This window comes from Pelagerythrobacter sp. Soil_C_18 (assembly GCF_057657235.1).
On the sequence record NZ_JBDGIU010000004.1, the window covers coordinates 101,132 to 127,203 of the forward strand.

A 26,072-nucleotide genomic window follows, 5' to 3' on the forward strand; every position below is an offset into this window, starting at 1 on the left:
GCCCTCCCCGCCAGCCCGGCGAAAGCTGGGGATGACGAATTGAATTGGATGTAACCGCCATGGGCAAGGAAACAGGTTTCCTGGAATTCGAACGCGAGGATGGCGGCTACGCCGATCCGGCGGAGCGCCTTGCGCACTACAAGGAATTCGTCGTCCCCCTGCCGGACGACAAGCTGCGCAATCAGGCGGCGCGCTGCATGAACTGCGGGATTCCCTATTGTCACACCGGCTGCCCGGTGAACAACCTGATCCCCGACTGGAACCACCTGGTCTACGAGGCGGACTGGAAGCGTGCGCTCGACACGCTCCATTCGACCAACAATTTTCCCGAGTTCACCGGCCGCGTCTGCCCTGCGCCGTGCGAAGCGGCCTGCACGCTGAACATCGTCGACAGCCCGGTGACGATCAAGTCGATCGAATGCGCCATCGTCGACCGCGGCTGGCAAGAAGGCTGGATCAAGCCGCAGATCGCCGAGAAGCCCACCGGCAAGTCGGTCGCGGTGATCGGATCGGGTCCCGCCGGGCTCGCCTGCGCGCAGCAACTCGCCCGCGCGGGCCACGCCGTCACGGTGTTCGAGAAGGCCGACCGGATCGGCGGACTGCTGCGCTACGGCATTCCCGACTTCAAGATGGAGAAGCACCTCATCAACCGCCGCGCGGTGCAGATGGAGGCCGAAGGGGTCCAGTTCCGCACCAACAGCGAAGTCGGCGTCGAAGTATCGTTCACCGCGCTCAAGGAGAACTTCGACGCGATCGTGCTGGCGGGCGGCGCAGAGAAGGCGCGCCAGCTCGACATCCCGGGCGCCGAGTTGCCTGGCGTGCGGCTGGCGATGGAATTCCTGACGCAGCAGAACAAGCGCAACGCCGGCGACGACGAAGTGCGCGCCGCCCCGCGCGGCTCGCTGACGGCGACGGGCAAGCACGTGATCGTGATCGGCGGCGGCGACACCGGCAGCGACTGCGTCGGCACCTCCAACCGGCAAGGCGCTGCGAGCGTGACCCAGCTCGAGATCATGCCCAAGCCGCCGGAGAAGGAAGACAAGGCGCTGACTTGGCCCAACTGGCCGCTCAAGCTGCGCACATCCTCCAGCCATCAGGAAGGCGTGGACCGCGACTGGGCCGTACTGGCGAAACGCGTGATCACGCAGAACGGCGAAGTGGCGGGGCTCGAATGCGTGCGCGTCGAATGGTGCGGCGGACGCATGCAGGAGATCGAAGGCAGCGAATTCACGCTGCAGGCCGATCTGATCCTGCTCGCGATGGGCTTCACCGGCCCCAAGCGCCGCGGGCTGCTCGACCGCGCAGGCGTCGACCTCGACGCGCGCGGCAATGTCGCCGCCGACACGCAGAGCTACGCCACGAGCGAGCCCAACGTCTTCTCCTGCGGCGACATGCGCCGCGGGCAGAGCCTCGTCGTCTGGGCGATCCGCGAAGGCCGTCAGGCTGCCCGTGCCGTCGACGAAGCCCTGATGGGCGCGAGCGAACTGCCGCGCTAGGGCGCGCCTAGACTCGCCAGTCGATCGCGCCGCGGCCGTGCGCCTCGAGGAAGGCGTTCGCCTTGCTGAACGGGCGCGAGCCGAAGAAGCCGCGATGGGCGGAAAGCGGGCTCGGGTGCGGCGAGCGCAGCACGAGGTGCCGGTCGCTCTGCGCGAGTTCGGGAATGCGCGCCGCCTTACCCTGCGCATGGCTGCCCCAGAGGATGAACACGCTCGGCTCGGTCCGGGCCGCGACGGCCGCGACGCAGGCATCGGTGATCATCTCCCACCCTTTGCCCGCGTGGCTGCCTGCGCGCCCCGCCTCCACCGTCAGCGAATTGTTGAGCAGGAGCACGCCCTGCCGCGCCCAGGCGCTCAGATCGCCGTGGTCGGGCCGCGGCAGGCCCAGATCGGTTTCCAGCTCCTTGTAGATGTTGACCAGGCTCGGCGGCACGCGGACGCCATGCGGCACGGCGAAACACAGGCCCATCGCCTGATCGGGCCCGTGATAGGGATCCTGCCCGAGGATCACGACTTTCACGTCCTCCAGCGGCGTCAGGTCCAGCGCGGCGAGCCGCGTGCCGCGGGGGGGATAGATTGTCCGCCCGGCCGCCTCCTCGGCGCGAAGCCAGCCGCCCAGCCGCCTCGCTTCCGGGGCGGAGAGCACCGGATCGAGCACCGGCAGCCAGCTCTGGGGTAGAGTGTCGCTCATGGCCGGGCAGGATAGGCCGCGCGCGCGCCGCGTTCCAGCAGCCCTTTCCCTCAATCCCCAATGCGCCTAAGAGCCGCGCCTTATGGCAGTGCATTTTCACGAAGAAGACCTGCCCGCCGGCGTGCTCGCCGACGGGCCGATCGCGGTCGACACCGAAACGATGGGTCTCATCACCCCGCGCGACCGGCTCTGCGTCGTCCAGCTCAGCGACGGCCACGGCGACGAGCACCTCGTGCGGTTCCGCGTCGGCAGCCCCTACGACGCACCGAACCTCAAGACCGTGCTGGCCGATCCCGCCCGGCTCAAGCTCTACCACTTCGCGCGCTTCGACCTGGCGGCGATCGAACACTATCTCGGCGTCACCGCCGCGCCGGTGTTCTGCACCAAGGTCGCAAGCAAGCTGACGCGGACTTATACCGACCGGCACGGGCTCAAGAACCTGGTGCAGGAACTGCTCGGCGGCGAAATCTCGAAGGCACAGCAGAGCTCCGACTGGGGCGCGCCGGAGATCAACGAGGCACAGCGCGAATACGCGGCTTCCGACGTGCGCTTCCTCCACCGCCTGCACGCCATCTTCGTCGAGCGGCTCGCGCGCGAGGGCCGCACCGAGATCGCTCAGGCCTGCTTCGACTTCCTGCCCACCCGTGCGCGGCTCGACCTCGCCGGATGGGCCGAGAACGATATTTTCAGCCACGCGTAGTCCTTCCGGGTAGGCGCAAACGATGGTGACGAAACGGCGGATCGAGACACAGGAGGCGGCCCGGCTGAGGAGCGAGCGGCAGCACTTCGCCGCGCCCGGCGGGTCGCACGACCGGCTCGTCTCGCTTCTCGCCAAAGTTCTGCCGATGGGTATAGGCGTGGTCGCGGCCTTGATGGTGATCACCCCGCTCAGCCCGCGCGGCGAGGTCAGCTTCCTGCTCGATCGCAACGAAGTCGCCATGATCGACGAGCGTCTGCGGGTCGATAACGCGATGTACCGCGGGCAGGACGACAAGGGACGGCCGTTCTCGCTGACCGCCGGCGAGGCGGTGCAGCGGTCGAGCGCGGAAGGAATCGTGCGGATGAACGACCTCGTCGCCCGGATCGCATTGCCCGAAGGCCCGGCGCGCCTCGGCGCGCAGGCGGGCGCCTACGATATCGATGAGGAAGTCGTCTCCGTCTTCGGACCGGTCCGTCTGACCGCGGCCGACGGCTATCGCATGGTCGCACGCGGGGTTTCGGTCGATCTCGCATCGAAGCGCATGGTCGGGCGCGGCGGGGTCGAAGGCGAGATCCCGGCCGGCACGTTCTCCGCCGACCGTCTGATCGCCGACATGACCGAACGCACGGTTACGCTTGACGGCAACGCCCGCTTGCGGATGATTCCGGGCGAACTGAGGATGCCCTCATGACATCGCACCTTTCCACCGCGTCACCCCTTTCCACTGCAGTGCGTTGGGCGCTCGCCGGCTTCGTCGGCGCTCTCGCCGTGTTCGCGGGGATGCAGATCAACGCCCAGGCGATCGCCGGGCACAACTCGAACGCACCGGTCAACTATGCCGCCGACCGGATCGAGCTGCAGGACCGGCAGAACCGCGTTGTCCTGTCGGGCAACGTCGACATCACCCAGGCCGGCCTGCGCCTGCGCGCGGCGCGCACGCTGGTCAACTACAGCGACGCCGGTTCGCTGAGCATCCAGCGCATCACCGCGACGGGCGGCGTGCAGGTGACGCGCGGCAGCGAATCGGCGACCGGCGACGTCGCAGTCTACGACTTCAACCGCCGGATCATCACCATGGCCGGCAACGTCCGCCTGCGCCGCGGTACCGACACGCTCAACGGCGGGCGGCTGGTGATCGATCTGAGGACCGGCGTGTCGAGCGTCGATGGAAGCGCCTCGGGCATGTCGACCACGTCTGACGGGCGCGTATCGGGCACGTTCCAGGTCCCCGAGAACTAGTCGAGCCGCTCCGCACGTCCCGGATTGCTGCACGCGATCCCGGCTTATGCTGGGATGACGGAGATGCAGGTCACCGCCGTGCGGCGCGGCGGGCGATTTCGGCGAGGCCCTGTGACAGCAGCAGCTCGGCCGACTGGCTGTTGGCGAGCAGCGCGCGGTGGAGCGCGACGAGCTTCGCCACCAGCCGGTCGAGTTCGCGCCCGCGCCAGTGCTTGAGCTGGGCGGCTAGGTCGCGTTCATCCTTCCAGAAGATGCGACGGGCGCGCTTCTCCGCGTCCAGCGCCGCCGCCACGTTGCCGCGCGGCCCGATCTTCGCGGCGATCTGCGCGAGCTGAGCGGCGCGCCGCTCGATCGCCAGCAGCACGCCGACCGGATTGAGCGACAGCTCGCGCAGCCGGTGGAGTTCGGCCGGAATCTTGCGCGTTTCGCCCGCGAGCACGGCGTTGACCAGCGGCATGAAGCCGTCTTCCTCGGTCGAGGCGCCGATGGCGTCGAGCGCGGTGGCGTCGGCATTCTTCGGCGCGGCCGGCGAAGCATCGAGATAGAGCGCGAGCTTGTCTACTTCGGACTGCGCGAGCCGCACGTCGAGCCCGGCGGCGCGCGCGATCCGCTCGGCGATGTCGCCGTTGAGGCGCAGGCCCGCCGCATCCGCCATCCCGCGCACGCCGGCGGTGACGGAGGCGAGATCGGGCGGCCAGAACATCGCCACCAGCGCGTCGTCACGCTTCTCCAGCAGCTTTGCGGTGCGCGACTTGTCGGTGGCGGAGGTGGCGACGATCAGCACCGGGCAAGCCTCGCCCGTACCCAGCAGCAGGTTGCCGATCGCGTCCAGCGCCTCGTCACCGCTCGCGCGTACGTAGATGTGGCGCGCATCGCCGAACAGCGAGCCCGAGCGGGCCTCGTCGCCGAGCAGAACAGGATCCTTGCGCAGGGCCGCGCCCGACATCTCGATGCGTTCGCCCGGATCGTCGAGCAGTTCGACAATCCTGTCCGCGGCGGCCGAGGCGCCGGCTTCGTCGGGCCCGCAGAAGAAGAACACCCGGCACTGCTGCGCCGCGCGCCGGGCGGCAGCGGCGAAGTCGCGCTGGGTTGCCTTCACCGCTCTTCGCGCAGCGTGAGCGAGAGCTGCGTCACGATACGGTCGGCCACCTCCTGCGCGAGATTCTCGAGCGCGGTCTGCTCGGCGGCGATGGTGGCATATTCGCTGGAGACGACGTCGATCCCCGCGTCGGAGCCGGCGGTCGCATCGAGCAGGATCGAACCGTCAGCGGTGTCGACAAGCTGGTAACGGGCGCGCAGCGTGCGGCGTTCGCGCCCGATCGTGTCGTCGCTCAGCACGCCGAGTCCTTCGAGGCGATCATCGAGCCGCACGTCGAGACGATAGCGCGGGCTTTCCTCGCCCGCCGCGCCAAGCCGGTCGCGCAGGGCATTGCGCACCAGCCAGCCGGCGCGCCCGTCGATCGGGGGCACTTCGACAGCGGCGAGCCCGCGCGCCACCGCGCCGCTTCCGCCGCCCGCGTACATAGGCTGCAGCGAGCAGCCGGACAGCGCGACCAGAGCCGCGGCGAGGGCGCCCGCGCGGATCACGTGACGATGTTCACCAGCCGGTCGGGCACGACGATCACCTTGCGCACGGTTGCTCCATCGATCGAACGCTGAACCTTCTCGCTCGCCAAGGCAAGCGCTTCGAGGTCTTCCTTCGGCGCGCCTCTCGGGGCGGTCAGCGTGTCGCGCAGCTTGCCCATGTGCTGGATGGCGATGGTCACCTCGTCCTCGACCAGCAGCGCCGGGTCGACACTCGGCCATGCCGCGTTCGCGATCAGGCCTTCGCCGCCCATCGCCGCCCAGCCTTCCTCGGCCAGGTGGGGCATCATCGGGCTGGCGAGCAGCAGGGCCGTGCGGATGGCTTCGCTGCGCGTGGCGGAAGGCTGCGCCTTCTCGATCGCGCCGGTCAGTTCATAAAGCCGGGCGACGGCCTTGTTGAACGAGAGCGCCTCGACGTCCTCGGCAACCGCGGCAATGGTCTGGTGCGTCTTGCGCAGCAGCGTCTTGTCCTCGCCGATTGCCGCCGCATCGTATTGCCCGAACAACCGCCAGAGGCGCTGTACGAAGCGCCAGCAGCCCTCGATTCCGGCTTCCGACCACGGCAGGTCGCGCTCGGGCGGGCTGTCGGACAGCATGAACCAGCGCACCGCGTCGGCGCCGTATTTCGCGACGATCTCGTCCGGGTCGACCGTGTTCTTCTTCGACTTGGACATCTTGATCACGCGGCCGATCGCGACCTCGCCGCCGTCGTCCTTGAGCAGCGCCCGTTCCGCCTCGCGGCTGACCTCGTTCGGCGCATAGTAGACGGTGCGCCCGTCGATCTCGCGGCTGTAGGTCTCGTGCGTCACCATCCCTTGCGTGAACAGGCTCGCGAAGGGCTCGGCGAAGTCGAGCTGGCCGATATGCCGCAGCGCGCGGGTCCAGAAGCGGGCATAGAGCAAGTGCAGGATCGCGTGCTCGATCCCGCCGATATACTGCTCGACCGGCAACCATTTCGCCACTTCGTCGCGGTCGAACGGCTTGTCGGCCGGCTGGCTGGCGAAGCGCAGGAAGTACCAGCTCGAATCGACGAAAGTGTCGAGCGTGTCGGTTTCCCGCTCCGCCTTGCCGCCGCATTTGGGGCAGTCGGCGTGCTTCCAGGTCGGGTGGCGCAGCAGCGGGTTGCCGGGCGTCTTGAAATCGACGTCTTCGGGCAGGACGACGGGCAGCTGGTCCTTGGGCACCGGCACCACGCCGCAGGCGGCGCAGTGGATGAACGGGATGGGCGTGCCCCAGTAGCGCTGGCGCGAGACGCCCCAATCGCGCAGGCGCCAGACGGTCGTGCCCTGGCCCCAGCCGTCTTTCTCGGCGCGCGCGATCACTTCGCGCTTGGCCGCCTCGACCTCCATGCCGTCGAGGAATTGCGAGTTGACCAGCACGCCGTCGCCCGCCTCGGCCTCGCCGGCGAAAGGCTTGCTTGCCTCATCGGCGCTCGCAGCCACTACGCGCGGGATCGGCAAGCCGTACTTGGTCGCGAATTCGAAGTCGCGCTGGTCGTGCCCGGGCACCGCCATGACCGCGCCGGTGCCGTAATCCATCAGCACGAAGTTCGCGATGTAGACCGGCAGGTATTCGCCGGTGAACGGATGCCGCGCGCCGATGCCGGTGTCGAAGCCGAGCTTCTCTGCCGTTTCGAGCTCGGCCGCGGTGGTGCCGCCGCGCTTGCACTGTTCGATGAACTTGGCCGCGTCGCAATTGATCATCGCCGCACGCTGCGCGACCGGATGGTCGGGCGCCACGGCGACGAAGCTCGCGCCGAAGATCGTGTCGGGCCGTGTCGTGTAGACGGCCAGGCTTTCGCCGTCCGACAGATCGAACGAGAACTGCAGACCGCGGCTCCGGCCGATCCAGTTCTCCTGCATCAGGCGGACCTTGTCGGGCCAGTCATCGAGCTCACCCAGCCCGTCGAGCAGTTCCCCGGCGAACTGGGTGATCTTGAGGAACCACTGGTTGAGCTTGCGCTTCTCGACCTCGGCGCCCGAGCGCCAGCCCTTGCCGTCGATCACCTGCTCGTTGGCGAGCACGGTCATGTCGACCGGGTCCCAGTTGACCTCACTCTCCTTGCGATAGACCAGCCCGGCTTCGTAGAGGTCGAGGAACAGCGCCTGTTCGTGCCCGTAGTAGTCCGGATCGCAGGTCGCGAGCTCGCGACTCCAGTCGAGCGCGAAACCGATGCGCTTCAACTGCGCCTTCATGTTGGCGATGTTGGCACGGGTCCAGCCGCCGGGGTGGACGCCTTTCTCCATCGCCGCGTTTTCGGCCGGCATGCCGAAGGCGTCCCAGCCCATCGGATGCAGCACCTCGTGCCCGGTCATCCGCTTGTAGCGCGCAAGCACGTCGCCCATCGTGTAGTTGCGCACGTGCCCGATATGGATGCGCCCCGAAGGATAGGGGAACATCTCCAGCACATAGCTCTTGGGCTTGGTCGAATTGCTGTCGGCCTCGAAACAGCGCGCGTCGTCCCATGCGCGCTGCCAGCGCCCGTCGGCCTGCGACGGATCGAAACGGTTCTCGGTCATGGAAACCCCGTTAGGGAGAATTGTATTAGGAAACCACCGCCTGGCGGCGCAGGTCGCGAGCCTTGGTGAGGATGATGCCTTCGAGCTTCTGCACCGTCGCCGCCTGCACCGGCGCATCGACCCAGGTTCCGCCCTGCGCAACCTGACGGCTGGCAGCGACGCGCACGGCGTCGGCGCGCAGGTCCTGGTCGAGGATCGAGACCGTCAACTTGACTCGCTCGCTCGGGTTCTCCGGGTTCGTGTACCAGTCGGTCACGATCACCCCGCCCGCGCTGTCGGTCTGGAGCAGCGGCGCGAAGCTCACCGTCTCCAGCGCCGCGCGCCAGAGGTAGGAATTGACGCCGATCGTGGTCACCTGGCTGGCGGCGAGATCCGAAGCGGGACGGCCGCCGCCACCGCAGGCCGTGAGGCCGGCGAGCGCCAGCGAGGCGAGCAGGCCGCGGGAAACGGTCGAAGCAAGGCGGTTCGCGTTCATGATGATCGGGTCGTATCCTGTCAGTGTTCTCGTCCATCTCTATAGCCCGCGCGGCGCGAGCGGCAAGCACAGCGTGGACTGCATGTTCGGAAGCCCGGATTGACCCGCGGGCGTTTGAACCGCGCCTTAATCGCTCGGCGGCCTGTGTGCATGGTGCAACACCCCCGCCGAATTCGCGGGGCGCCCCCTGTGGAAAACGCTGGTCAAGGCGGTGGATCGATCCTAGCTTTCCTTTCGACTCTCTTGCGCCCGAGTCTCACCGGGGCGAATGGCGCGGCAAAGTCAGGAACTGTTCAGGCCCGATCGGCTTGGATGGCGGGGGAACAAGGGGAAGGACGCGCTACAATGTCTGGGTCACGCAAGATGACACGCAAGAGTGGGTTTGCGCCCACACTGCTGTCTGCTGCGTGCCTTGCGTTCGCGATTCCTTCGGCCGGCCTGGCGCTCGTCGGGCTGGAGAATGGGGAAACCGCCGCCCCTGCGGCCGGGCAGTTCGCTCCCTTCACGCCCGCATCGGTCGATCCGCAGCTCGCCCGGCGAGTCGCACAGCAGGTCGCCGCACACGGCCAGATGCTGCGCTTCACGCCCGCCGGGCCCGCCAAGCCGCTCGACCGCACCGTGACCGTGGCCGTCCGCGTCGACAAGGAAACCGCGCGCGCGATCTCGTTCCGCTCGACGCTGGCCTCGATCGCCGGAGAGCCGGGAACCGGTGCCGCGACGATCGCCTCGACCCGCTACAATCTGGGCATTGCCCGCGGTTATCAGACCTTCGCCAAGGCGCCTTCGCTGCCCGAGGGTGTGCGCGAGATGGACGTTCCCGATCTCGCCAGTTTCGAACCGGCCCAGGGCCGCGAGGAAGAACCGAGCCGGTTCCAGCCACGCATCGCGTTTGAGCGGGACCGCAGTATCGGCCGCGCGCCGCGCACGCTCGAAGGGTTGGGCGATCAGTCCGTCGATCTCGGCGGCGCCTACCGCGTTACCCGCAATCTGGACGTCACTGCGGGCGTGCGGCTGTCGCAGGATCGCGACCGGCTCGCCCCGCTCACCGACATGGAACAGGACAGCCAGGCGGTCTACGTCGGCACGCAGTTCCGCTTCTGACCGTCATCGGCACCTGAATTCGTCTGCAAGACCCCGCTCCCGGCGGGGTTTTTCTTTTGTGTCGCGCAGCCTTCGCGTAGACCTTCGGGACCCACAAAAATCAGGCGGAGAGACAAGTCCATGGCTCGCGTTGCAATCGTCACCGGCGGAACCCGCGGTATCGGCGAGGCGATCAGCCTCGCGCTCAAGGCGCAGGGGCGCACGGTGGTCGCCAACTATGCCGGCAACGACGAGAGAGCGCAGCGCTTTTCCGCTGAGAACGGCATTCCGGTCTACAAGTGGGACGTGGGCGATCACGAGGCATGCCAGGACGGCTGCAGGCGGGTGACGGAGGAGGTCGGGGACGTCGACATCGTCGTCAACAACGCCGGCATTACCCGCGACGGCACGCTGCACAAGATGACGTACGACGACTGGAACGAGGTCATGCGGATCAACCTCGGCGGATGCTTCAACATGGCCAAGGCGTGCTTCCCCGGAATGCGCGAGCGCGGCTGGGGCCGGATCGTCAACATCGGCTCGATCAACGGCCAGGCCGGGCAGTACGGTCAGGTCAACTACGCCGCGGCCAAGAGCGGCATCCACGGTTTCACCAAGGCGCTGGCGCAGGAAGGTGCGCGCTCCGGTGTTACCGTCAACGCGATCGCCCCCGGCTATATCGACACCGACATGGTCGCAGCGGTGCCGGAGCCGGTGCTGGAGAAGATCGTAGCCAAGATCCCCGTCGGGCGCCTCGGCCAGGCGGACGAAATCGCTCGCGGCGTCGCCTTCCTTACCAGCGACGAGGGCGGCTTCGTCACGGGCTCGACGATGAGCATCAACGGCGGCCAGCACATGTATTGACGATGGCGAGCGGCTAGCTCGGCCGGCGGGTTGGCGGCTCTCGAGCCGACAAGCCCGTTCGACGTCACGGCGGCGGCTCGCCATCGCCTTGGCTGGAATTGCCGGCGCTTTCCGACGCGGTACCGTCAGGAAATCCAGTAGCCGACCACCCGCCAGCTCGAACCCTCGCGAACCAGCGTCACGGTTTCCGTGACCTCGGCCTTGTTCGCGAAGCTCGTGCGGAACTTGATCATCTCGTAACCATAAGGCGGCGCCGGCACGCCTTCCTGGCTGATCGGGGTCCGCGAAAGCACTTTGCCCAGCGGGGGCCGGGCCTGCTCGGAAACCGAAGCCCATTTCTCGCTCGTGTTCAGTTCCTTGAAGGCCCGGCCGGTCTCGTTCCAGCTTTCATCCCAGCGCCCCTGATCGACGAGGGTAAGCCATTGCCGCGCCGCCTCCATGATTTCGTCCCCCACTTCCGCAGCGGGAGCGTCGGCATCGGCCGGGGCCGCCTGGCTGCTCCCCGCGGCGGGTTCGGCGACTTGCGACAGGGATGTGAGCGCGAGCGTTGCGAGAACGAGAGACATGAGCATTCCTCCGATGATCCAGAAGCGGCGGGACCTCGCATCGAGACCATTCGCCACTGCTCCATCGTGTCCCACGCCAGGGGCTGGTCCGGCTGCCCCCATTTGCTTGCCCGCAAGAAAATTGGGCCCTTCGCCCTCTTTGTCGAGAAGCATTCGCGCCGCCTCGCGGCTGCTGGAAACTTCCATCTTCCGCCGCGCGTGGCGCAGGCGCTCGTTCACCGTGTGGACGGAAATTCCGAGGCGCCGCGCCAGCGACTTCGCGTCATAGCCGCGGACGATCAACCGCAGCGTCTGCTTCTCTTTTTCGGTGAGAGCCTGATATCCTTCCGACATTCGCTCGCCCGCGTTCGCATGATCTGATCGAGCACGAAGCCTAGGCGGCGCCCGGGGAGGGAACCACCCCAAAAAAATCGTATCGGCGCGCGCATCGGGGCGGCCGGAACTTGACCGCATGCGACGCCGCCGAATACCCAACCGCAATGGAGAACTGTACGATCCGGCCGGTAGATCCATCGGAAGTTGAAGCGCTCGCGGAGCTCGCCCGGCGAACCTTCGCTGCCGCCTTCGCCAGCGGCAATGCCCCCGACGATCTGGCGGCCTATGTAGAACGCGCGTTCGCAGTCGAACGTATGGCAGCGGAGCTCGCGGCACCTGATTCCCATTTCCTCTTCGCGGAAGTCGAAGGCGAACTCGCCGGCTACCTCAAGATCAACACAGGCGACGCGCAGACGGAACAGGTCGACGGCGAAACGCTGGAGGTCGAGCGCATCTATGTAGACGCGCGGCAGCAAGGGCGGGGAGTCGGCAAGGCGCTGCTCGATTTCTCGCTGGAAGAAGCGCGTCGTCGGGGCTGCGATACGGTGTGGCTGGGCGTTTGGGAGAATAACGCCAAGGCGATCGCTTTCTATGAACGGCAGGACTTCGTGCCCTTTGGAAAGCACGACTTCACTGTCGGTACCGATGTCCAGACAGACATTCTGATGCGCTGCGCTCTGCGCTAGCCTTCGCCGCGAAAGTGCATCTCCCTCGCAGCGGCTTTTCGAGGGCCGGGTTTAGGGCTTCTCGTGGAAGCTCTCGCCCCAGATCGTGTAGATGAAAGTGGCCGACCAGGTGATGAGCATGAACCCGGCGAGCGAGAACAGCATCACCACCATCCGGATCGGACCTTCCGTATCCACTTGGGCGAAGCCGAGGGTGACGAACGAGATGCCTGCGACGTAGAGATAGTCCGCCGGCGCCCCTTCGAACGCCGCGCCCAGCGAACCGGCGCCCGGTATCAGGAGCAGAAGCCACAACACCAGCGCCCCGATCGCGATTTCGATGAGGTGGAGAAGGCCGAGGCTCCAGAACGTCACGACGACGCTCATGTGCGGATGACGCCGACGCTCTCGCTTGCCCCAGCCGATCACTCGCAACCCGCCCATATGAAGCGCGCCTAGCAGCGCGAATAGCGCCACGCCGCCGGCGAGAAAGAGGGCTTGGCTTGCGATCATGAAATCTAAGTGAAGAAATGCCGGCGGGCAGGCGCGGGTTCCCTGCGGCGCTGCCAGCTCAAGGCTCCGCGAAGCCCAGCGCGCGGACTTCGAGCCGGTGGCGGCGCGGGTCGTCCTTGAAGAAGAGTCCGGCGTTCCGTGTCGATTCCCCGGGGACGTAATCCACGGTCGCCGTGCTGGTCGTAGCCGTCCCGTCGGATTTGGTAAGCTCTCCTTCGATCTCCACGGCGGCCGCCGTGGCGGACGAACGATTGTGCAGCTCGACCTCTACCACGTAGCCGGCCTGAACGGGCGTGATCCGGCTGACCGTCGCCTCGACCGCGGGCGGCGCACCGTTCGGACCCATCAGCCCCTCCCACGCCAGCGCGCCGAGCACTGTCAACGTCAGCAAAAGCCCGACCGCGGCGGATATCCATTCGAGCAGCGGAGGTTGCGACCGCTGCTTGCGGTGCCGCTTTCCCGATTGCTCCTCGTGTCCGGCCTGCGTCATCGGCTTCCCCTTCAGACCACCAGCCGCGCAATCGCCGCCCCGACTGCTGACGGAAACGCGAGAACCGCCGTCATGGAGGCAATCTGTGTCAGGTCTGCACCATCCATCCGTCCGAAGGTCCACAGCACATAGAGGCTGACGAGCAGCGCGATACCGTACCCTGCAATCGTGTAGCTGATGAAAACCCGCCTGAAGCCGCTCCCTTCAGGCGGCTGTTCCTGCCCGGCGAAGCCGACGCCGTAAACAAAGGCGTGGAGGATCAGAAGCGAGACCAGCACCAGCGCGATGCCGTGCCAGGGCGACATCTTGAAGCCGATCAGGATCATCTCTTCGGTCGGCGCGAGGTTGAAGGCCAGGAACAGCGCCCCGGCCACCATCAGGAACAGCTGCCAGCCATAGCCGCCGCGACGCTCGGCCACGTCGCGCTCCTCGTCCTCCTCCTCGTCCGTCTTGCCTCTCATCTGCTGGCGCGCGATGATCGCGCCAAAGCTGGCCGGAACGCTTTGCACGGCGATCTTGCCGACGATCTCACCCAGCGGCATGCCGGGCAGCAGAATTCCGAAGATAGTGAGGGTGACGGCGGACGCGATCACACCCACCCCGTAGGCGGCGAGCGCATCCAGCAGATCCTCCTTGGAACTCGCCGTCTCCTCGAAGCCGGAGAACCGGGAGAGACCTACCAGGATCGCGAAGTTCACGAGGAGGAAGAGGATCAGGCGCGTGCGGTCGAGATAGAAGCCGAGGAACCACATCTCCATCGTCATCAGGTTCGGCAGGCCGAAGATGATCGCGCCGCCGAACGCGCGGGCCAGCCCGATCGCGTATTTCCTGTTGGGGTGCTCGTTCGCCGCTTGGCTAGCCATGCGAACCCCTGTCGCGGTCCAGGAACATCATTGTAGAGGCAGAACGGGCCGATGGCGTGAGCGGTTCCTCCCGTCATACGCACCTGCGGGCGGGCCTAGAAGCGGGAGAATCCCGCCAACGAGCCCATCACGGGCAGCCGCCCGTCGGGGAAGAAGCGCGTGAGGCCGGCAAGCACATCCTCGCCTGGCTCCCGACTTCGAGCGATGCGACCGTGCAGTTCGCCCCGATGGCTTGCCTGAAAGGTCCGCTGTCGGGCGTGATGGCCATCACGTCGCGGCAAAGAATCTGTTCGGACACGGACTGTTCTCCCGATCACGAAGGGAAGGCCGATCTAGGAAACGCCAAGTCAGGCGAGCAGAGACTTTACGCGCTCGACAGCTTCATCAGGACGAGGCCGCTCAGGATAAGCGCTGCGGCAACGAGGCGGACGGCGGTCACGCTTTCACCCAGAAAGACGATACCCACGACAAAAGCGCCAAGCGCGCCGATGCCGGTCCACACCGTGTAGGCAGTCCCTAGCGGCAGACTGCGCATCGACCATGCGAGCAGTGCGAAACTGGCCGCCATGGCGACGAGCGTGACCAGCGAAGGGCCGAGGCGAGAGAAGCCTTCCGAAAGCTTCATCGAAAAGGCCCAGACGACCTCGAGCAACCCGGCGACAAAAAGTACCAACCAAGCCATAGCAGCCTCCATCACAAGCTGCCGGGGCGTCCCGGTCTTCATCATCCCCATGTTGGGGCGAGGACGTGGCCTCGGGGAGGCTATCTAGGGTGGCGCAGCAGCCGGTCAATGCCTTGGTCACCGCCGGCAACCAGCTGCCGCAGGACGTCCGGGCCTGACTGCGAAGCCGTTCCGCATTCAGACTGAACAGGCACGTCAAGTACGCGCAGACGTGCTAGGCCGGCGCGATGTCTGCTCCTTATCACCCGCCGGTCAAACGCTCGGTCGAGATCGCCGGGCACAAGACATCGATCAGCCTCGAGCCGCTGTTCTGGGACATGCTGCGCGCAGCGGCAGAGCGCGAGGCGGTACCGCTTAATGCGCTCGTGGCGCGAATCGACGAGGAGCGGATCAGGGCCGAGCACCCGCCCGGCCTCGCAGGCGCGATCCGCATTTGGCTGGTGGCATCCACGCGGGACTAGGGCAGGCGAACGCGTCGTCCGCTGCCCGCCTGCCGCACGCCGCCTAGTAGGTCGCTGGCGGATCGCTCGCTGGAAAGCTCTGGTCGCTCGCCTCGTCGGCCTTGCTCCAGCCGCGCTTCGGTTTGTCGCGCATCGACTCGGGCCCGGCGTCACGCACGTTCGCGTTCCCCTGGTTCCCGGCGAAGGCTGCGCGGTCGTCCCCCTTGTGCTTTTCGTAGTACTTGTACCCGGCGTATCCGAGCGCTCCGAGTGCTGCCAACTTCAGTAATGCCATGATCGAACTCCTTTCCCCTGGCCAACGCGGCATCGGGCGGAAAGGTCCGCGGCGCCGAAGCTACTCGTCGCCGATCCGTTCGACCTGCGCGCCGACCAGAGCGAGCTTCTCCTCCAGCCGCTCGTAGCCGCGGTCGAGGTGGTAGAGACGGCGCACCTGCGTCTGCCCTTCCGCTGCAAGGCCGGCGATGACCAGGCTCATCGAAGCGCGCAGGTCGGTCGCCATGACTTCGGCGCCGGTCAGCCGCTCGACTCCATGCACGATCGCGGTGCGGCCCGAGGTCTCGATGTTCGCGCCCATGCGGTTGAGCTCCGGCACGTGCATGTAGCGGTTCTCGAAGATCGTCTCGGTCAGCACGCTGGTGCCTTCGGCGCGGGTGAGCAGCGCCATGAGCTGCGCCTGCATGTCAGTCGCGAGGCCGGGATAAGGCGCGGTCGAGAGATTCACCGCCCGAAGCCGCCCGTTGGCCCCGACGCGCACGCCTTTCGCCTCGCTTTCGACGTGAATGCCGATGTTGCGCAGGGCGTGGAGCGTCGCCTGCATCTCCTCGGCCTTCGCGCCTTCGAGCAGAACGTCGCCCCCGGTGATCGCCGCCGCGCAGGCGTAGGAACCCGCTTCGATCCGATCCGCCATTACGCGATAGGTCGCCCCATGGAGCCGCCGCACGCCGTGGATCGTCAGGTCGGACGTGCCGATGCCTTCGATCTGCGCGCCCATCGCGACGAGCAGGTTGCACAAGTCGACAATCTCGGGCTCGCGCGCTGCATTGAACAGGCGTGAGGTGCCGTTGGCGAGAACCGCCGCCATCAGCGCGTTCTCGGTTGCGCCGACCGAAACGACCGGGAAGTCGAACTCCCCGCCGGGCAGCCCGCCGTCCGGAGCGCGTGCGCGGACATAGCCCTGCGCCAGCTCGATCTCCGCGCCGAACGCCTCGATCGCCTTGAGGTGCAGGTCGATCGGGCGGTTGCCGATCGCGCAGCCGCCGGGCAGCGAGACGGTCGCCTCGCCCATCCGCGCCAGCATCGGGCCGAGCACGAGTATCGAGGCGCGCATCTTGCGCACCAGTTCGTAGGGCGCGACGGTCGAGGTGATCCGCGGCGCTTCCAGCGTCATCACGCGGCCGAAATCCTCGGGCCGCGTTCCCTGGATCGAGGTCGTGATCCCGAACTGGTTCATCAGGTGCTGGAAGCCGTCGATATCCGCCAGCCGCGGCAGGTTGCGCAGCGTCAGCGGTTCTTCGGTCAGCAGTGCGCAGGGGATGAGCGTAAGCGCAGCGTTCTTGGCGCCGGAGATCGGGATCGTGCCCGAGAGCCGCTTGCCGCCTTCGATGATGATCTTGTCCATGGTCGAGCGTTTAGCGTGAATCGATGCTCCCGCAAGTCGCCGGTTGCGCTGGTCCCGCGCGCTACCTATCCAATTGTCATGAGCGCACGAAAACCGATCCGGAAGGCCGTGTTTCCCGTTGCCGGCCTGGGCACCCGCTTTCTCCCTGCAACCAAGGCGATTCCGAAGGAACTGCTGCCGATCGTCGATCGGCCGCTGATCCAGTACGCGGTGGACGAGGCGCGCGAGGCGGGGATCGAGCAGATGATCTTCGTCACCGGGCGCGGCAAGACGGCGATCGTCGAGCATTTCGACACCGCCTTCGAGCTGGAAACCACTATGCGCGAGCGGGGCAAGAGCCTCGACATCCTCGAACCGACGCGCTTCCCGCCCGGCGACATCATCACCGTGCGCCAGCAGGTCCCGCTCGGGCTCGGTCATGCGATCTGGTGCGCCCGCGCGATAGTCGGCGACGAACCCTTCGCGATCCTCCTTCCCGACGAGCTTATGGTCGGCGAACCCGGCTGCATGAAGCAGATGGTCGCGGCTTACGAAGAGGTCGGCGGCAACCTCATCAGCGTGCTGGAAGTGCCGCGCGAGGAAGTATCGAGCTACGGCGTGATCGATCCGGGCGAGGAGCGCGGCACGCTGACGGAAGTCCGCGGCCTGGTGGAGAAGCCGCCGATCAACGAGGCGCCCTCGAACAAGATCGTTTCGGGTCGCTACATCCTCCAGCCCGAGGTCATGCGCACGCTGGAGGATCAGGAGAAGGGCGCGGGGGGCGAAATCCAGCTGACCGACGCCATGGCGCGGATGATCGGCGGCCAACCGTTCCATGCGGTGACCTTCGCCGGCCGCCGTTTCGACTGCGGCAGCAAGACCGGCTTTGTCGAAGCAACGCTCGCCCTAGCGCTCGAACGCGAGGACATGGGCGAGGAAGTCCGCGCGATCGCCAAGCGGTTGCTGGGCTAAGCGTCCTCGCGCGCCGTGGCGGCATATTCGTCGCGCAGTTCGCGCTTGTAGAGCTTGCCGTTCGCCTCGCGCGGGAGGTCGGGGCGGAAATCGAACTGTTTGGGCATCTTGATTCGGGCGAGCTGGGGCGCAAGGAATTCGCGGAGATCGGCCTCGAGCGCCGCGCCCGCATCCGCCATGTCGCGCGGCTGGATCACGGCGACGACCCTCTCCCCCAGATCCGGATCGGGCACACCGATCACTGCCGCATCCATCACTTTGTCATGGGTGACGAGCAGGTTCTCGATCTCCTGCGGATAGATGTTCACCCCGCCCGAGATGATCATGTGGCTCTTGCGGTCGGTCAAGTAGAGGAAGCCGTCGTCGTCCACGTGCCCGATGTCGCCCAGGGTCATCCAGCCTTCGGGATGCATCGCCTCCGCGGTCTTGGCCGGATCGTTGTGATAGGTCGGGATCGTGTCGTTCTCGAAATAGATCAGCCCGTCGGCGCCAGGCGGCAGCTCCTCGCCCTCGGACCCGCACACGTGGATCTTGCCATGGAGCGCCGGGCCGACCGAGCCGGGGTGCGCAAGCCAGGCATCGCTGCGGATCAGCGTCATCCCGATGCCCTCCGATCCGGCGTAGTACTCGACCAGGATCGGCCCCCACCACTCGATCATCGCCTGCTTGACCGGAATCGGACAGGGCGCCGCGGCATGGATGGCGCGCTGATGGCTCGAAAGGTCATAGCGGGCGCGCACGGCATCATCGATTTTGAGCATGCGCACGAAATGGGTCGGCACCCACTGGCTGTCGGTCACCTGGTATTTCTCGATCGCGGCCAATGCGGCCTCAGGATCGAACTTCTCCATGATCACCACTGTGCCGCCGAGCCGGTGGACCGTGCAGCACCAGGCGAGCGGCGCGGCGTGATAGAGCGGCGCGGGCGAGAGGTAGACCAGCTCCCCGTCCGCCGGCATGCCCGGCCCCATCACCGCGAGCATGACCAGCGCGTGCGCCGCCTGAACGTCGTCGTCCTGCGGGCGCGGGGGGCGTATGCCCTTGGGCCGCCCGGTCGTGCCCGAAGAATAGAGCATGTAGAGCCCGGGGCAGGGGTCGGCGATCGGTTCGAACGGCTGGACCGCAATCGCCGCTTCGAGGGCAGCGTCCCCGTCCCCGCCGAGCACGAACACGGGCAGATCGGGGCATTCGCGGCGAACACCCTCGGTCACCTCGGCAAACTGCATCGAGGTGATCAGCAGCTTCGCACCGCTGTCCTTCAGGATGTAAGCGACCTCAGGCGCGGTGAGGCGGGTCGAGACGGGGACCAGCATCGTGCCCGCGCGCTGCGATCCCCACACGAGCTGGAGGTAGAGCGCGTTGTTCTCCATCAGCAGGCCGAATGCGTCATCTCGCCCCAGGCCCTGTGCGCGCAGGAAGTGCGCAAAGCAATTGGCGGTGCGATCGAGCTCGGCATACGTAACCGTCTCGCCGGAGCCTGCGACCACGATCGCGGGGCGGTCGGGACGCGTTTCGGCGTGGGTAATGGGATGCATCGTCGGTTTCTCTCCACTCACGGCGCCCTGCCGGCGTCTCGTTGTGATTCGAAACCTAGCTGCCCGGGCCGCGGCAGCAAGAAAAAAGGCGGCGGGATCGCTCCCGCCGCCTTTTTGTCAGGCATCCTCTCCCATGCCTGCCTCCCGCCCCTCACGCGAGGCGCGAAATCTATTCCTCGCCGCCGCCCATGCCGCCGCGGCCAGTCGCCAGTGCGAAAGCCTGCTGCGCTTCGGTTTCGACCATGTAGGGGATCGGATTGACCGCCTCGCCGTCGATGCGGATTTCGTAGTGAAGGTGCGGGCCGGTCGAGCGGCCGGTCGAGCCGACGTAGCCGATCAAGTCGCCCTTCTTGACCCGCTGACCATCGGCCACGGCGAGCTTCGACAGATGCGCAAAACGCGTCTGGAGCTTCGCACCATGTTCGATCTGGACGTACAGGCCGTAGCTGCTGAACCAGTCGGCGCGGCCGACGATACCATCGGCCGTGGCATAGACCGGAGTGCCGGTCGGAGCGGCAAGATCGACACCCTTGTGCGAACGACGGCCGCCGAGCACCGGATGGGTACGCATGCCGTAATCGCTGGTAAGCTGCGCACCGTCGAGCGGCATGCGCGAGGGGACCGAAATACCGGTGCTTGCGATCGGCTGCGCGGCGCGGTCGCCGTCCAGCGAGCGCCAGCTTGCAAAGAGTTCGCGAAACTGCGCATCCCCGCTCACCGACTTCTGCGCGTCCTGCACGGGCGCGGTCATGTCGGCTGCGGCTGCGGCGCTCGAATTGGCCAGTGCCGGACCTGCGGCGATGGCGAGAAACGCGGCGCCTGCCGCTGCCGCGGCTTTGGCGATCCGCCGATTTCTGAGAGTTGCGACCAAGATCCCGTCCTCTTGTTTGCGACCTTGAGCCGCAGCGATCCGTGCACGCCGGGACCCGTCACCGGCGCGAAATTTTATGCGAGACTTGGGAACCCTCCTCCGTCTCAGTGATTGGGGGCCTAACCGGGGGTGGGTTTAACTGGCAATAGCAGCGTAGAACTCTCGCGATAAACCGGCTGCCGAACGCGCCGAGTCGTTGAATGGTGGCTTCAACGTGCCGCGAAAGTGCCTTTCCACCAGCGTTTTCCAACACTTCTCAGGCATTTCGCCCGCTTCGTCGCAGCTTGCGATAAAGTGCTTTGTGCCGAAGCGGACGTGGCGAATCTCGTCGTCAAGGATTCGCTGGAGGATTCGGGCGCCGTCTTCGTCGCCCTGCGCCCGCACCCGGTCACGCGTTGCCGGCGTGACGTCGAGCCCGCGCGCCTCCAGCACCATCGGCACTACGGCGAGCCGCGCACGCACATCGTGCCGCGTGTCGTGCGCGGCCTGCCACAGGCCCCCGTGCGCCGGCAGCGCGCCGTAATGGCTGCCGAGGCGGCGGAGCTTGCGGTCGAGCAGAGCGAAGTGCATCGCCTCGTCGGCAGCTACCGAAAGGAAATCGCTCACGAATTCCCGGCCCATAGCCGCCCCGAAGCGGCCCGCCATGTCGAGCGCAAGGTCGATCGCGACGAATTCGATGTGCGCCAGCGCATGCCACAGCGCGATCCGCCCGCGCTCCGATCCGGCCTTGCCGCGCTTCGGCATGCGATTGGGCGGGAGCAGTTCGGGCCGTTCCGGCGCAGCGGGGCGTTCGGGCATCGCGGTATCGAAGCGCCAGTCGAGCCGCCCAAGACGCCAGCGGCGCGCGACATCGCGCGCCGCAAAGACCTTGGCGGTCGGCTCGCCGGTCAGCAATGCGCCGCGGATCGCCGCGGCGACCGATTCGCGCCTCTCGCTCAAAGCGCCTTCGCCGCCTCGAGCACGTCCGCGGCGTGGCCCTTGACCTTCACCTTGCTCCAGACGCGGGCGATCTTCCCGTCCGCATCAACGAGGTATGTGCTGCGGACCATCCCAATGAAGGTCTTCCCGTACAGCTTCTTCTCGGTCCAGATCCCGAGCGTGTCGGAGAGGCCGCCTTCCTCCGCGTCGGTCGCGAGCGGGACCTTCAGGTCATGCTTGGCAATGAAGTTGCGGTGCTTCTGCGGCGAGTCCTTGCTCACCCCGAGCAGCGCGACACCGGCCTTCTCGAATTCGCCGGCAAGCGCCGTGAAGTCCTTCGCCTCGGTCGTGCAGCCGGGCGTGTTGTCCTTCGGATAGAAGAACACCACCAGCTTGCGCCCACGATAGTCCGAGGGTTTCACGGTGCCGCCGTCGGGCGTCTCCATCGCGATGTCGGGCATCGATTCGCCGGCTTTCGGAAAGTCGCTCATTGCTGGGTCTCCAGTTTCTCTTCGAACACCTCGCGCCAGGTGGCGGCAACGCATTGCCGCGCCTCTTCCAGCCGGCGCAAGACCTCGTCGAGGCTTTCGCACCGGCAGGCGCGGGCCAGCGCGCGACCGGCGGCTGGCGTGGGCTGGTCGAGATCGGGTGCGAGCAGGCGGCCCGCCACGAGCAGGCGTGTCATCATCCGCTCGGCCTCCGCCATTTCGCCGGGCAGGCTCCCGCGCTCGATCAGGCCGGCGATGGCCTGCCCCAGATCCGGCAGGATGCAGGCCTGGTCGCGCAATTGCAGGTAGTGGATCAGGAACTCCAGATCGACGAGCCCGCCGCGCAGCAGCTTCGCGTCGAGCGGCCCGCGCGGCGGCTTGTTGGCGGCCATCTCGCCGCGCATTCTCAATACGTCCGCGCGCAACTTTTCAGGATCGCGCGGGCGTAGCAGCACGTCCGCGATTGCACTTTCGAGCGCAGCCCGTGCCTCGGGCGAGCCGACCAGTGGCCGCGCGCGGGTGAGCGCCATGTGCTCCCAGGTCCAGGCATCCTCGCGCTGGTAGCGGGCGAAGCTGTCGAGGCTGACCGCGAGCGGCCCCTGTGCGCCCTGCGGGCGAAGGCGCGTATCGACTTCGTAGAGCGCGCCTTGCGCCGTTGGCACGCTCAGCGCGCCGCTGACCCGCTGCGCGAGGCGGTTGAAGTAGAGCGTCGCGCCGAGCGGCCGCGCACCCTCAGATTCGGCGCCGTGATCGCCGGTGAAGAGATAGACGATGTCGAGATCCGACGCATGCGTCAGGGCGCCGCCGCCGAGCCGCCCGAGGCCGAGCACCAGCAGCTCTCCGCCGGGCACGACACCGTGCTTGACCGCGAAATCGTCCTGGGTCGTGCGCGCGGCGATCGCCAGTGCAGCCTCGGCGGTTCGCGACAGCGCGGCTGCGACATCGAGCGGATCGTGCTCGCCCTGGATAAGCTGCACGCCCAGAGCGAAGCGCGTTTCGCCGGTGACCACGCGAATCCGGTCGAGCGCGCGCTCGTAGTCGTCGCCGGTCTCGCCGCGGGCCATGCGCTCCGCCAGCGCGGGAACGTCGCCGGGCAGGTCGAGCGCGCTCTTGTCGATCAGCGCATCGAGCAGCTCGGGTCGCCGTGCGAGCTGCTCGGCAAGCGGCGGCGCCAGCGTCAGCACGCCGACGAGCTGGTCGAGCAGCGCCGGGCGCGCGTCGAGCAGGCGGAACAGGTTGATCGCGCTCGATGCCTTGGCGATCAGCTCCTCCCACAGCAGCAGGGCGCGGCGCGGGTCGGGCGCTTCGGCCAGCGCATCGAGCAGGCGCGGGAGCAGCGCGTCGAACGAGGCGCGCGCCGCCTCGCTGCGCAGCGCGCGGATGTGCCCGTCGCTCCAATTCGCGATCCGTTCGGCGAGCGCCTCCGGCTCCTCGAAACCGAGCCGTTGGAGCCGGGCGGGCAGACTCTCGCTTTCGGCCGGTGATCCACCGCCACCGCCCGGCCGGTCGAGCAGCCGGTCGAACCGCGCGGCGACCTCGGCGCAGAGCGGCGTCAGCTCCGCCAGCAGCGCCGCGCCATCGGCCAGGCCGTCGAGCCGGGCAGCCCGATCGAGCGCTTCCCCGGCGGGCAACGTGTGCGTCTGATGGTCCTCAAGCATCTGCAACCGGTGCTCGACGGTACGCAAGCGGTCGTAGCTGCGGCCGAGAAGCTCGGCGTCCTCGGATGCGATAAGGCCGGCCGCGGCAAGCGCATCGAGCGCGGCACGAGTCTGCCGGATACGCAACGAGCGGTCGCGGCCGCCGTGAATCAACTGGTGCGTCTGCGCGAAGAATTCGATCTCGCGGATCCCGCCCCGGCCTTGCTTGAGGTTGAAGCCGGGCGCGGGCTCCGTCGGGCCCGAATACCGGTCGCGGATGCGCGAGGTCAGCCGGCCGATCTCCTCGATCGCGCCGAAATCGAGACTTCGCCGCCAGACGAACGGGCGAATCGCAGCCAGAAAATCCTCGCCCTGGCCGATGTCTCCCGCCGCGGCGCGCGCGCGGATATAGGCCGCGCGCTCCCACGCCAGCGCAGAGCTCTCGTAATGGCTGAGCGCCGCATCGCACGAAATCGCCAGCGGGCTCACTTCGGAAGCCGGGCGCAGCCGCAGATCGACCCGGAAGACGTAGCCCTCCGCGCTATTGGCCGAGAGCATCTGGACGATCTCGCGGGCATAGCGCTGCGCCGCCTCGCCCGGCTCGTCGCGTGCGCGGCGGGGCAGCGTCGCCGGGTCGTAGAGCAGGATCGGGTCGATATCGGAGCTGTAGTTGAGCTCGCCCGCCCCATGCTTGCCGAGCGCGAGAGCGATGAACCCGGCCGGCGCGGCGCCCTCGACGCGGCGCGCGACCGCCTCCGCTATCGCGCGGTCCAGCGCACGGTCGGCGAGGTCCGACAGTTCGGCCATCACTCGCTCGAGCGGGAAGGCCCCGGCGAGATCGCCGACCGCAAGCGCCGCCGCAAGTCCCAGCCGTTCGCGCCGCAGCGCGATCTCGCAGGTCGGCGCTCCCGCTTCGCGGGCCCAGGCGAGCGCCGCATCGCCGTCTCCATCTCGCAGCAGTGCTTCGAGTTCCGGCTGCCGGTCGAGCGCGCGCGCGAGAAAGGGCGCGTTGGCACGAGCTCGCGCGATCGCATCCTGCCAGTCACCCGTCATTCCCGCTCCCTGCCCGGTGTGCACACCATGCACAAGCACGGGTTGCCGCGGCGCGCGGGACCTGCCAAGTTTTGTGGCAATCGCAGTCTTGAGAGAGTTTTCGCAATGATCCGCCGAATCCTAGCCGCCACCGCCATGCTGGCGCTCGCCGCGTGCAACGTCGCCGTGGGAGAGCCGGAGGGCGACACGTCGCTCGACCTCCCCGAAGTCGAAGTGTCCGAAATCTCCATCGAAACGATGAAGGAGGCGACACGCACCCTTTCGTCGGACGAGTTCGAGGGCCGCCTGCCGGGCACCGCCGGCGAGGAGAAGACCGTCGCCTATATCGCGGAGCAGTTCGAGAAAGCCGGGCTCGAGCCGGGCAACAACGGTAGCTGGTTCCAGGACGTGCCCCTGGTCGAGATCACCGGACGCGATTTCGCGCCGCTGACCGTGAAGGCCGACGGTGAGACGATGAACTTCGACTTCGGCGAGGATTGGGTCGGCGTTTCCTACCGCGAAATGCCGACGACGAAGATCGAGAACAGCGAACTCGTGTTCGTCGGCTACGGCATCAACGCGCCGGAGAAGAACTGGAACGACTATGCCGGGATTGACATGACCGGGAAGACCGCGGTCATCCTGATCAACGACCCGGACTACGAAGCCGAGGCGCTCGAAGGCACGTTCAACGGCAAGGCGATGACCTACTATGGTCGCTGGACCTACAAGTACGAGGAAGCCGCCCGTCAGGGCGCGACGGGGGCCATCATCGTGCACGACACTTATCCGGCGTCCTACCCCTGGACCACGGTCAAGAACAGCTGGTCGGGCCCGCAGGCCTATGCTCAGCGGGAGGGTGGCGGTGCCGACCAGACTGTCATGAACGGCTGGGTGCAGAAAGCGGTCGCCGAGCAAATCCTCGAGGCGACCGGACACAACCTGACCGAACTTTCGGCCGCCGCGAAGAAGGAAGGCTTCAAGCCCGTGCCGCTCGGCGCGACCGTGTCGACCGCCTTCGAGAACGATGCCCGCACCTTCACCTCGAAGAACGTGATCGGCATCCTGCCCGGTGCAGAGCGCCCCGAGGAATACGTGCTCCACACCGCGCACTGGGATCATCTTGGCCGCTGCGCCCCTGGCGAGGAGGACGAGATCTGCAACGGCGCGATCGACAATGCGACCGGCACCGCCGCGCTGATCGCGCTCGCCGAAGCGCACGCCAAATCTGGGCCGGCGGATCGCAGTCTGGTGTTTCTTGCCGTCACCGCCGAGGAGCAGGGCCTGCTCGGCTCCGAATACTACGGCGCGAACCCTGTCTTTCCGCTCGAACAGACGGTCGGTGGGGTGAACATGGATGCGCTCTCGCTCGCCGGCCCGGCGAACGACGTGACCGTCGTCGGCCCCGACAAGTCGCAGCTCGATGACTTCCTCACCGCCGCGCTGACCGCCGAAGAGCGCGTGGGCACGCCGAACCCCTCGCCCGAAGCGGGCTACTACTACCGCTCGGACCACTTCAGCATGGCCAAGCGCGGGCTGCCTATGCTCTACGTCGACGGTGGACAGGATCTGGTCGAAGGCGGCACCGAGGCGGGCGCGGCCTACGAGGCGCGCTACCGCGACACGGCCTATCACGCCGCAGGTGACGAGTACGACGAGAACTGGGACTGGTCGGGCGTCGAGCAGGACCTGCGCCTGTTCTACCGCCTCGGCCGGATGCTCGCGATGTCGACATCGTGGCCCAATTGGCGCGAAGGCGACGAATTCCGCCGCATCCGCGACGAGGCCTGCGCGGCGGACGGCGGCTGCTGACCCCACG

At 67.2% G+C, this 26,072-nt stretch carries 27 protein-coding genes; 10 read left to right on the forward strand and 17 right to left on the reverse strand.

Annotation, left to right across the window (positions count from 1 at the left end):
- Nucleotides 1-59 precede the first annotated feature (59 nt).
- A complete protein-coding gene (locus tag AC3A5N_RS10705) occupies nt 60-1,496 on the forward strand; it encodes a glutamate synthase subunit beta (RefSeq protein ID WP_487737309.1) in 1,437 nt (478 codons plus the stop codon).
- Nucleotides 1,497-1,503: 7 nt separating this feature from the next.
- Here the strand turns inward: AC3A5N_RS10705 and ung are convergent, their stop codons facing one another.
- Nucleotides 1,504-2,187: a uracil-DNA glycosylase gene (gene ung, locus AC3A5N_RS10710; RefSeq protein WP_487737310.1), complete on the reverse strand. Its 684-nt coding sequence runs from the start codon at nt 2,185-2,187 to the stop codon at nt 1,504-1,506.
- Nucleotides 2,188-2,269: 82 nt separating this feature from the next.
- On the opposite strand from ung, the gene AC3A5N_RS10715 reads away from it, so the two are divergent.
- From AC3A5N_RS10715 to AC3A5N_RS10725, 3 genes are read left to right on the forward strand one after another with little or no spacing between them, the layout of a single operon-like run.
- Nucleotides 2,270-2,887 (forward strand): ribonuclease D, encoded by a 618-nt coding sequence (locus tag AC3A5N_RS10715; RefSeq protein WP_487737311.1) that lies wholly within the window; start codon nt 2,270-2,272, stop codon nt 2,885-2,887.
- A 22-nt stretch (nt 2,888-2,909) separates the two neighbouring features.
- On the forward strand, nt 2,910-3,578 hold the full coding sequence (locus AC3A5N_RS10720) for an LPS export ABC transporter periplasmic protein LptC (RefSeq protein ID WP_487737312.1): 669 nt from the start codon (nt 2,910-2,912) through the stop codon (nt 3,576-3,578).
- Nucleotides 3,575-4,126 (forward strand): LptA/OstA family protein, encoded by a 552-nt coding sequence (locus AC3A5N_RS10725; RefSeq protein WP_487737313.1) that lies wholly within the window; start codon nt 3,575-3,577, stop codon nt 4,124-4,126. The genes AC3A5N_RS10720 and AC3A5N_RS10725 overlap by 4 nt, the downstream gene beginning before the upstream one ends.
- Before the next feature lie 70 nt (nt 4,127-4,196).
- Here the strand turns inward: AC3A5N_RS10725 and holA are convergent, their stop codons facing one another.
- From holA to AC3A5N_RS10745, 4 genes are read right to left on the reverse strand one after another with little or no spacing between them, the layout of a single operon-like run.
- On the reverse strand, nt 4,197-5,225 hold the full coding sequence (gene holA, locus AC3A5N_RS10730) for a DNA polymerase III subunit delta (protein WP_487737314.1): 1,029 nt from the start codon (nt 5,223-5,225) through the stop codon (nt 4,197-4,199).
- A complete protein-coding gene (lptE, locus tag AC3A5N_RS10735) occupies nt 5,222-5,713 on the reverse strand; it encodes an LPS assembly lipoprotein LptE (RefSeq protein ID WP_487737315.1) in 492 nt (163 codons plus the stop codon). The genes holA and lptE overlap by 4 nt, the downstream gene beginning before the upstream one ends.
- Nucleotides 5,710-8,229, reverse strand: coding sequence for a leucine--tRNA ligase (leuS, locus tag AC3A5N_RS10740; protein WP_487737316.1), 2,520 nt, complete (start codon nt 8,227-8,229; stop codon nt 5,710-5,712). The genes lptE and leuS overlap by 4 nt, the downstream gene beginning before the upstream one ends.
- 25 nt (nt 8,230-8,254) lie before the next feature.
- Nucleotides 8,255-8,704, reverse strand: coding sequence for a DUF3576 domain-containing protein (locus AC3A5N_RS10745; RefSeq protein ID WP_487737317.1), 450 nt, complete (start codon nt 8,702-8,704; stop codon nt 8,255-8,257).
- A 345-nt stretch (nt 8,705-9,049) separates the two neighbouring features.
- Between AC3A5N_RS10745 and AC3A5N_RS10750 the strand changes: the two genes are divergently transcribed.
- Nucleotides 9,050-9,805, forward strand: coding sequence for a hypothetical protein (locus AC3A5N_RS10750; protein ID WP_487737318.1), 756 nt, complete (start codon nt 9,050-9,052; stop codon nt 9,803-9,805).
- A gap of 120 nt (nt 9,806-9,925) precedes the next feature.
- The gene (phbB, locus tag AC3A5N_RS10755) at nt 9,926-10,648 is read left to right on the forward strand and encodes an acetoacetyl-CoA reductase (RefSeq protein WP_487737319.1); all 723 of its coding nucleotides are present in this window, start codon (nt 9,926-9,928) and stop codon (nt 10,646-10,648) included.
- A gap of 125 nt (nt 10,649-10,773) precedes the next feature.
- Here phbB and AC3A5N_RS10760 read toward each other — a convergent pair whose 3' ends face one another.
- Nucleotides 10,774-11,547, reverse strand: coding sequence for a helix-turn-helix domain-containing protein (locus tag AC3A5N_RS10760; RefSeq protein WP_487737320.1), 774 nt, complete (start codon nt 11,545-11,547; stop codon nt 10,774-10,776).
- A 146-nt stretch (nt 11,548-11,693) separates the two neighbouring features.
- Here AC3A5N_RS10760 and AC3A5N_RS10765 point away from each other — a divergent pair, with 146 nt between their 5' ends.
- Entirely contained in the window at nt 11,694-12,215 is a 522-nt protein-coding gene (locus AC3A5N_RS10765) for a GNAT family N-acetyltransferase (RefSeq protein ID WP_487737321.1), read from the forward strand.
- Between the two features lie 51 nt (nt 12,216-12,266).
- Here AC3A5N_RS10765 and AC3A5N_RS10770 read toward each other — a convergent pair whose 3' ends face one another.
- From AC3A5N_RS10770 to sugE, 4 genes are all read right to left on the reverse strand, one after another.
- Nucleotides 12,267-12,707 carry a hypothetical protein gene (locus AC3A5N_RS10770; RefSeq protein WP_487737322.1) on the reverse strand — a complete coding sequence of 147 codons (441 nt, stop codon included), beginning with the start codon at nt 12,705-12,707 and terminating at the stop codon, nt 12,267-12,269.
- A gap of 58 nt (nt 12,708-12,765) precedes the next feature.
- Nucleotides 12,766-13,197: a hypothetical protein gene (locus tag AC3A5N_RS10775; RefSeq protein WP_487737323.1), complete on the reverse strand. Its 432-nt coding sequence runs from the start codon at nt 13,195-13,197 to the stop codon at nt 12,766-12,768.
- 11 nt (nt 13,198-13,208) lie between these two features.
- On the reverse strand, nt 13,209-14,060 hold the full coding sequence (locus tag AC3A5N_RS10780) for a TIGR02587 family membrane protein (RefSeq protein WP_487737324.1): 852 nt from the start codon (nt 14,058-14,060) through the stop codon (nt 13,209-13,211).
- A gap of 364 nt (nt 14,061-14,424) precedes the next feature.
- Entirely contained in the window at nt 14,425-14,742 is a 318-nt protein-coding gene (gene sugE, locus AC3A5N_RS10785) for a quaternary ammonium compound efflux SMR transporter SugE (RefSeq protein WP_487737325.1), read from the reverse strand.
- Nucleotides 14,743-14,969: 227 nt separating this feature from the next.
- Between sugE and AC3A5N_RS10790 the strand changes: the two genes are divergently transcribed.
- Nucleotides 14,970-15,203: a ribbon-helix-helix domain-containing protein gene (locus tag AC3A5N_RS10790; RefSeq protein ID WP_487737326.1), complete on the forward strand. Its 234-nt coding sequence runs from the start codon at nt 14,970-14,972 to the stop codon at nt 15,201-15,203.
- A 43-nt stretch (nt 15,204-15,246) separates the two neighbouring features.
- Here the strand turns inward: AC3A5N_RS10790 and AC3A5N_RS10795 are convergent, their stop codons facing one another.
- Together AC3A5N_RS10795 and murA are read right to left on the reverse strand one after the other, a co-directional pair.
- Nucleotides 15,247-15,477, reverse strand: a complete 231-nt coding sequence (locus AC3A5N_RS10795) for a hypothetical protein (RefSeq protein ID WP_487737327.1) — start codon at nt 15,475-15,477, stop codon at nt 15,247-15,249.
- A 60-nt stretch (nt 15,478-15,537) separates the two neighbouring features.
- Complete coding sequence (murA, locus tag AC3A5N_RS10800; RefSeq protein WP_487737328.1) at nt 15,538-16,821, reverse strand: UDP-N-acetylglucosamine 1-carboxyvinyltransferase; 1,284 nt, start codon at nt 16,819-16,821, stop codon at nt 15,538-15,540.
- A 78-nt stretch (nt 16,822-16,899) separates the two neighbouring features.
- Between murA and galU the strand changes: the two genes are divergently transcribed.
- On the forward strand, nt 16,900-17,772 hold the full coding sequence (gene galU / locus AC3A5N_RS10805) for a UTP--glucose-1-phosphate uridylyltransferase GalU (RefSeq protein ID WP_487737329.1): 873 nt from the start codon (nt 16,900-16,902) through the stop codon (nt 17,770-17,772).
- Here galU and AC3A5N_RS10810 read toward each other — a convergent pair.
- From AC3A5N_RS10810 to glnE, 5 genes are all read right to left on the reverse strand, one after another.
- Entirely contained in the window at nt 17,769-19,307 is a 1,539-nt protein-coding gene (locus tag AC3A5N_RS10810; RefSeq protein WP_487737330.1) for an acyl-CoA synthetase, read from the reverse strand. The genes galU and AC3A5N_RS10810 overlap by 4 nt on opposite strands.
- A gap of 169 nt (nt 19,308-19,476) precedes the next feature.
- Complete coding sequence (locus AC3A5N_RS10815; protein ID WP_487737331.1) at nt 19,477-20,178, reverse strand: M23 family metallopeptidase; 702 nt, start codon at nt 20,176-20,178, stop codon at nt 19,477-19,479.
- A 135-nt stretch (nt 20,179-20,313) separates the two neighbouring features.
- Nucleotides 20,314-21,117, reverse strand: a complete 804-nt coding sequence (locus AC3A5N_RS10820) for a ferritin-like domain-containing protein (protein ID WP_487737332.1) — start codon at nt 21,115-21,117, stop codon at nt 20,314-20,316.
- Entirely contained in the window at nt 21,114-21,587 is a 474-nt protein-coding gene (locus tag AC3A5N_RS10825; protein ID WP_487737333.1) for a peroxiredoxin, read from the reverse strand. The genes AC3A5N_RS10820 and AC3A5N_RS10825 overlap by 4 nt, the downstream gene beginning before the upstream one ends.
- Nucleotides 21,584-24,274, reverse strand: a complete 2,691-nt coding sequence (glnE, locus tag AC3A5N_RS10830) for a bifunctional [glutamate--ammonia ligase]-adenylyl-L-tyrosine phosphorylase/[glutamate--ammonia-ligase] adenylyltransferase (protein WP_487737334.1) — start codon at nt 24,272-24,274, stop codon at nt 21,584-21,586. Before glnE ends, AC3A5N_RS10825 begins: the two co-directional genes overlap by 4 nt.
- Before the next feature lie 105 nt (nt 24,275-24,379).
- Between glnE and AC3A5N_RS10835 the strand changes: the two genes are divergently transcribed.
- The gene (locus AC3A5N_RS10835) at nt 24,380-26,065 is read left to right on the forward strand and encodes a M28 family metallopeptidase (protein ID WP_487737335.1); all 1,686 of its coding nucleotides are present in this window, start codon (nt 24,380-24,382) and stop codon (nt 26,063-26,065) included.
- Nucleotides 26,066-26,072 lie beyond the last annotated feature (7 nt).

Excerpts from the sequence above, each read along its gene's own strand:
- AC3A5N_RS10745 (WP_487737317.1), bottom strand. The coding sequence starts at position 8,704 with ATGAACGCGAACCGCCTTGCTTCGACCGTTTCCCGCGGCCTGCTCGCC.
- AC3A5N_RS10750 (WP_487737318.1), top strand. The coding sequence starts at position 9,050 with ATGTCTGGGTCACGCAAGATGACACGCAAGAGTGGGTTTGCGCCCACA.
- AC3A5N_RS10770 (WP_487737322.1), bottom strand. The coding sequence starts at position 12,707 with ATGATCGCAAGCCAAGCCCTCTTTCTCGCCGGCGGCGTGGCGCTATTC.
- AC3A5N_RS10715 (WP_487737311.1), top strand. The coding sequence starts at position 2,270 with ATGGCAGTGCATTTTCACGAAGAAGACCTGCCCGCCGGCGTGCTCGCC.
- AC3A5N_RS10720 (WP_487737312.1), top strand. The coding sequence starts at position 2,910 with ATGGTGACGAAACGGCGGATCGAGACACAGGAGGCGGCCCGGCTGAGG.
- AC3A5N_RS10790 (WP_487737326.1), top strand. The coding sequence starts at position 14,970 with ATGTCTGCTCCTTATCACCCGCCGGTCAAACGCTCGGTCGAGATCGCC.
- AC3A5N_RS10725 (WP_487737313.1), top strand. The coding sequence starts at position 3,575 with ATGACATCGCACCTTTCCACCGCGTCACCCCTTTCCACTGCAGTGCGT.
- AC3A5N_RS10810 (WP_487737330.1), bottom strand. The coding sequence starts at position 19,307 with ATGCATCCCATTACCCACGCCGAAACGCGTCCCGACCGCCCCGCGATC.
- AC3A5N_RS10760 (WP_487737320.1), bottom strand. The coding sequence starts at position 11,547 with ATGTCGGAAGGATATCAGGCTCTCACCGAAAAAGAGAAGCAGACGCTG.
- leuS (WP_487737316.1), bottom strand. The coding sequence starts at position 8,229 with ATGACCGAGAACCGTTTCGATCCGTCGCAGGCCGACGGGCGCTGGCAG.
- ung (WP_487737310.1), bottom strand. The coding sequence starts at position 2,187 with ATGAGCGACACTCTACCCCAGAGCTGGCTGCCGGTGCTCGATCCGGTG.
- sugE (WP_487737325.1), bottom strand. The coding sequence starts at position 14,742 with ATGGCTTGGTTGGTACTTTTTGTCGCCGGGTTGCTCGAGGTCGTCTGG.
- AC3A5N_RS10795 (WP_487737327.1), bottom strand. The coding sequence starts at position 15,477 with ATGGCATTACTGAAGTTGGCAGCACTCGGAGCGCTCGGATACGCCGGG.
- galU (WP_487737329.1), top strand. The coding sequence starts at position 16,900 with ATGAGCGCACGAAAACCGATCCGGAAGGCCGTGTTTCCCGTTGCCGGC.
- AC3A5N_RS10775 (WP_487737323.1), bottom strand. The coding sequence starts at position 13,197 with ATGACGCAGGCCGGACACGAGGAGCAATCGGGAAAGCGGCACCGCAAG.
- AC3A5N_RS10825 (WP_487737333.1), bottom strand. The coding sequence starts at position 21,587 with ATGAGCGACTTTCCGAAAGCCGGCGAATCGATGCCCGACATCGCGATG.
- glnE (WP_487737334.1), bottom strand. The coding sequence starts at position 24,274 with ATGACGGGTGACTGGCAGGATGCGATCGCGCGAGCTCGTGCCAACGCG.
- AC3A5N_RS10835 (WP_487737335.1), top strand. The coding sequence starts at position 24,380 with ATGATCCGCCGAATCCTAGCCGCCACCGCCATGCTGGCGCTCGCCGCG.
- phbB (WP_487737319.1), top strand. The coding sequence starts at position 9,926 with ATGGCTCGCGTTGCAATCGTCACCGGCGGAACCCGCGGTATCGGCGAG.
- AC3A5N_RS10705 (WP_487737309.1), top strand. The coding sequence starts at position 60 with ATGGGCAAGGAAACAGGTTTCCTGGAATTCGAACGCGAGGATGGCGGC.
- AC3A5N_RS10780 (WP_487737324.1), bottom strand. The coding sequence starts at position 14,060 with ATGGCTAGCCAAGCGGCGAACGAGCACCCCAACAGGAAATACGCGATC.
- AC3A5N_RS10765 (WP_487737321.1), top strand. The coding sequence starts at position 11,694 with ATGGAGAACTGTACGATCCGGCCGGTAGATCCATCGGAAGTTGAAGCG.
- murA (WP_487737328.1), bottom strand. The coding sequence starts at position 16,821 with ATGGACAAGATCATCATCGAAGGCGGCAAGCGGCTCTCGGGCACGATC.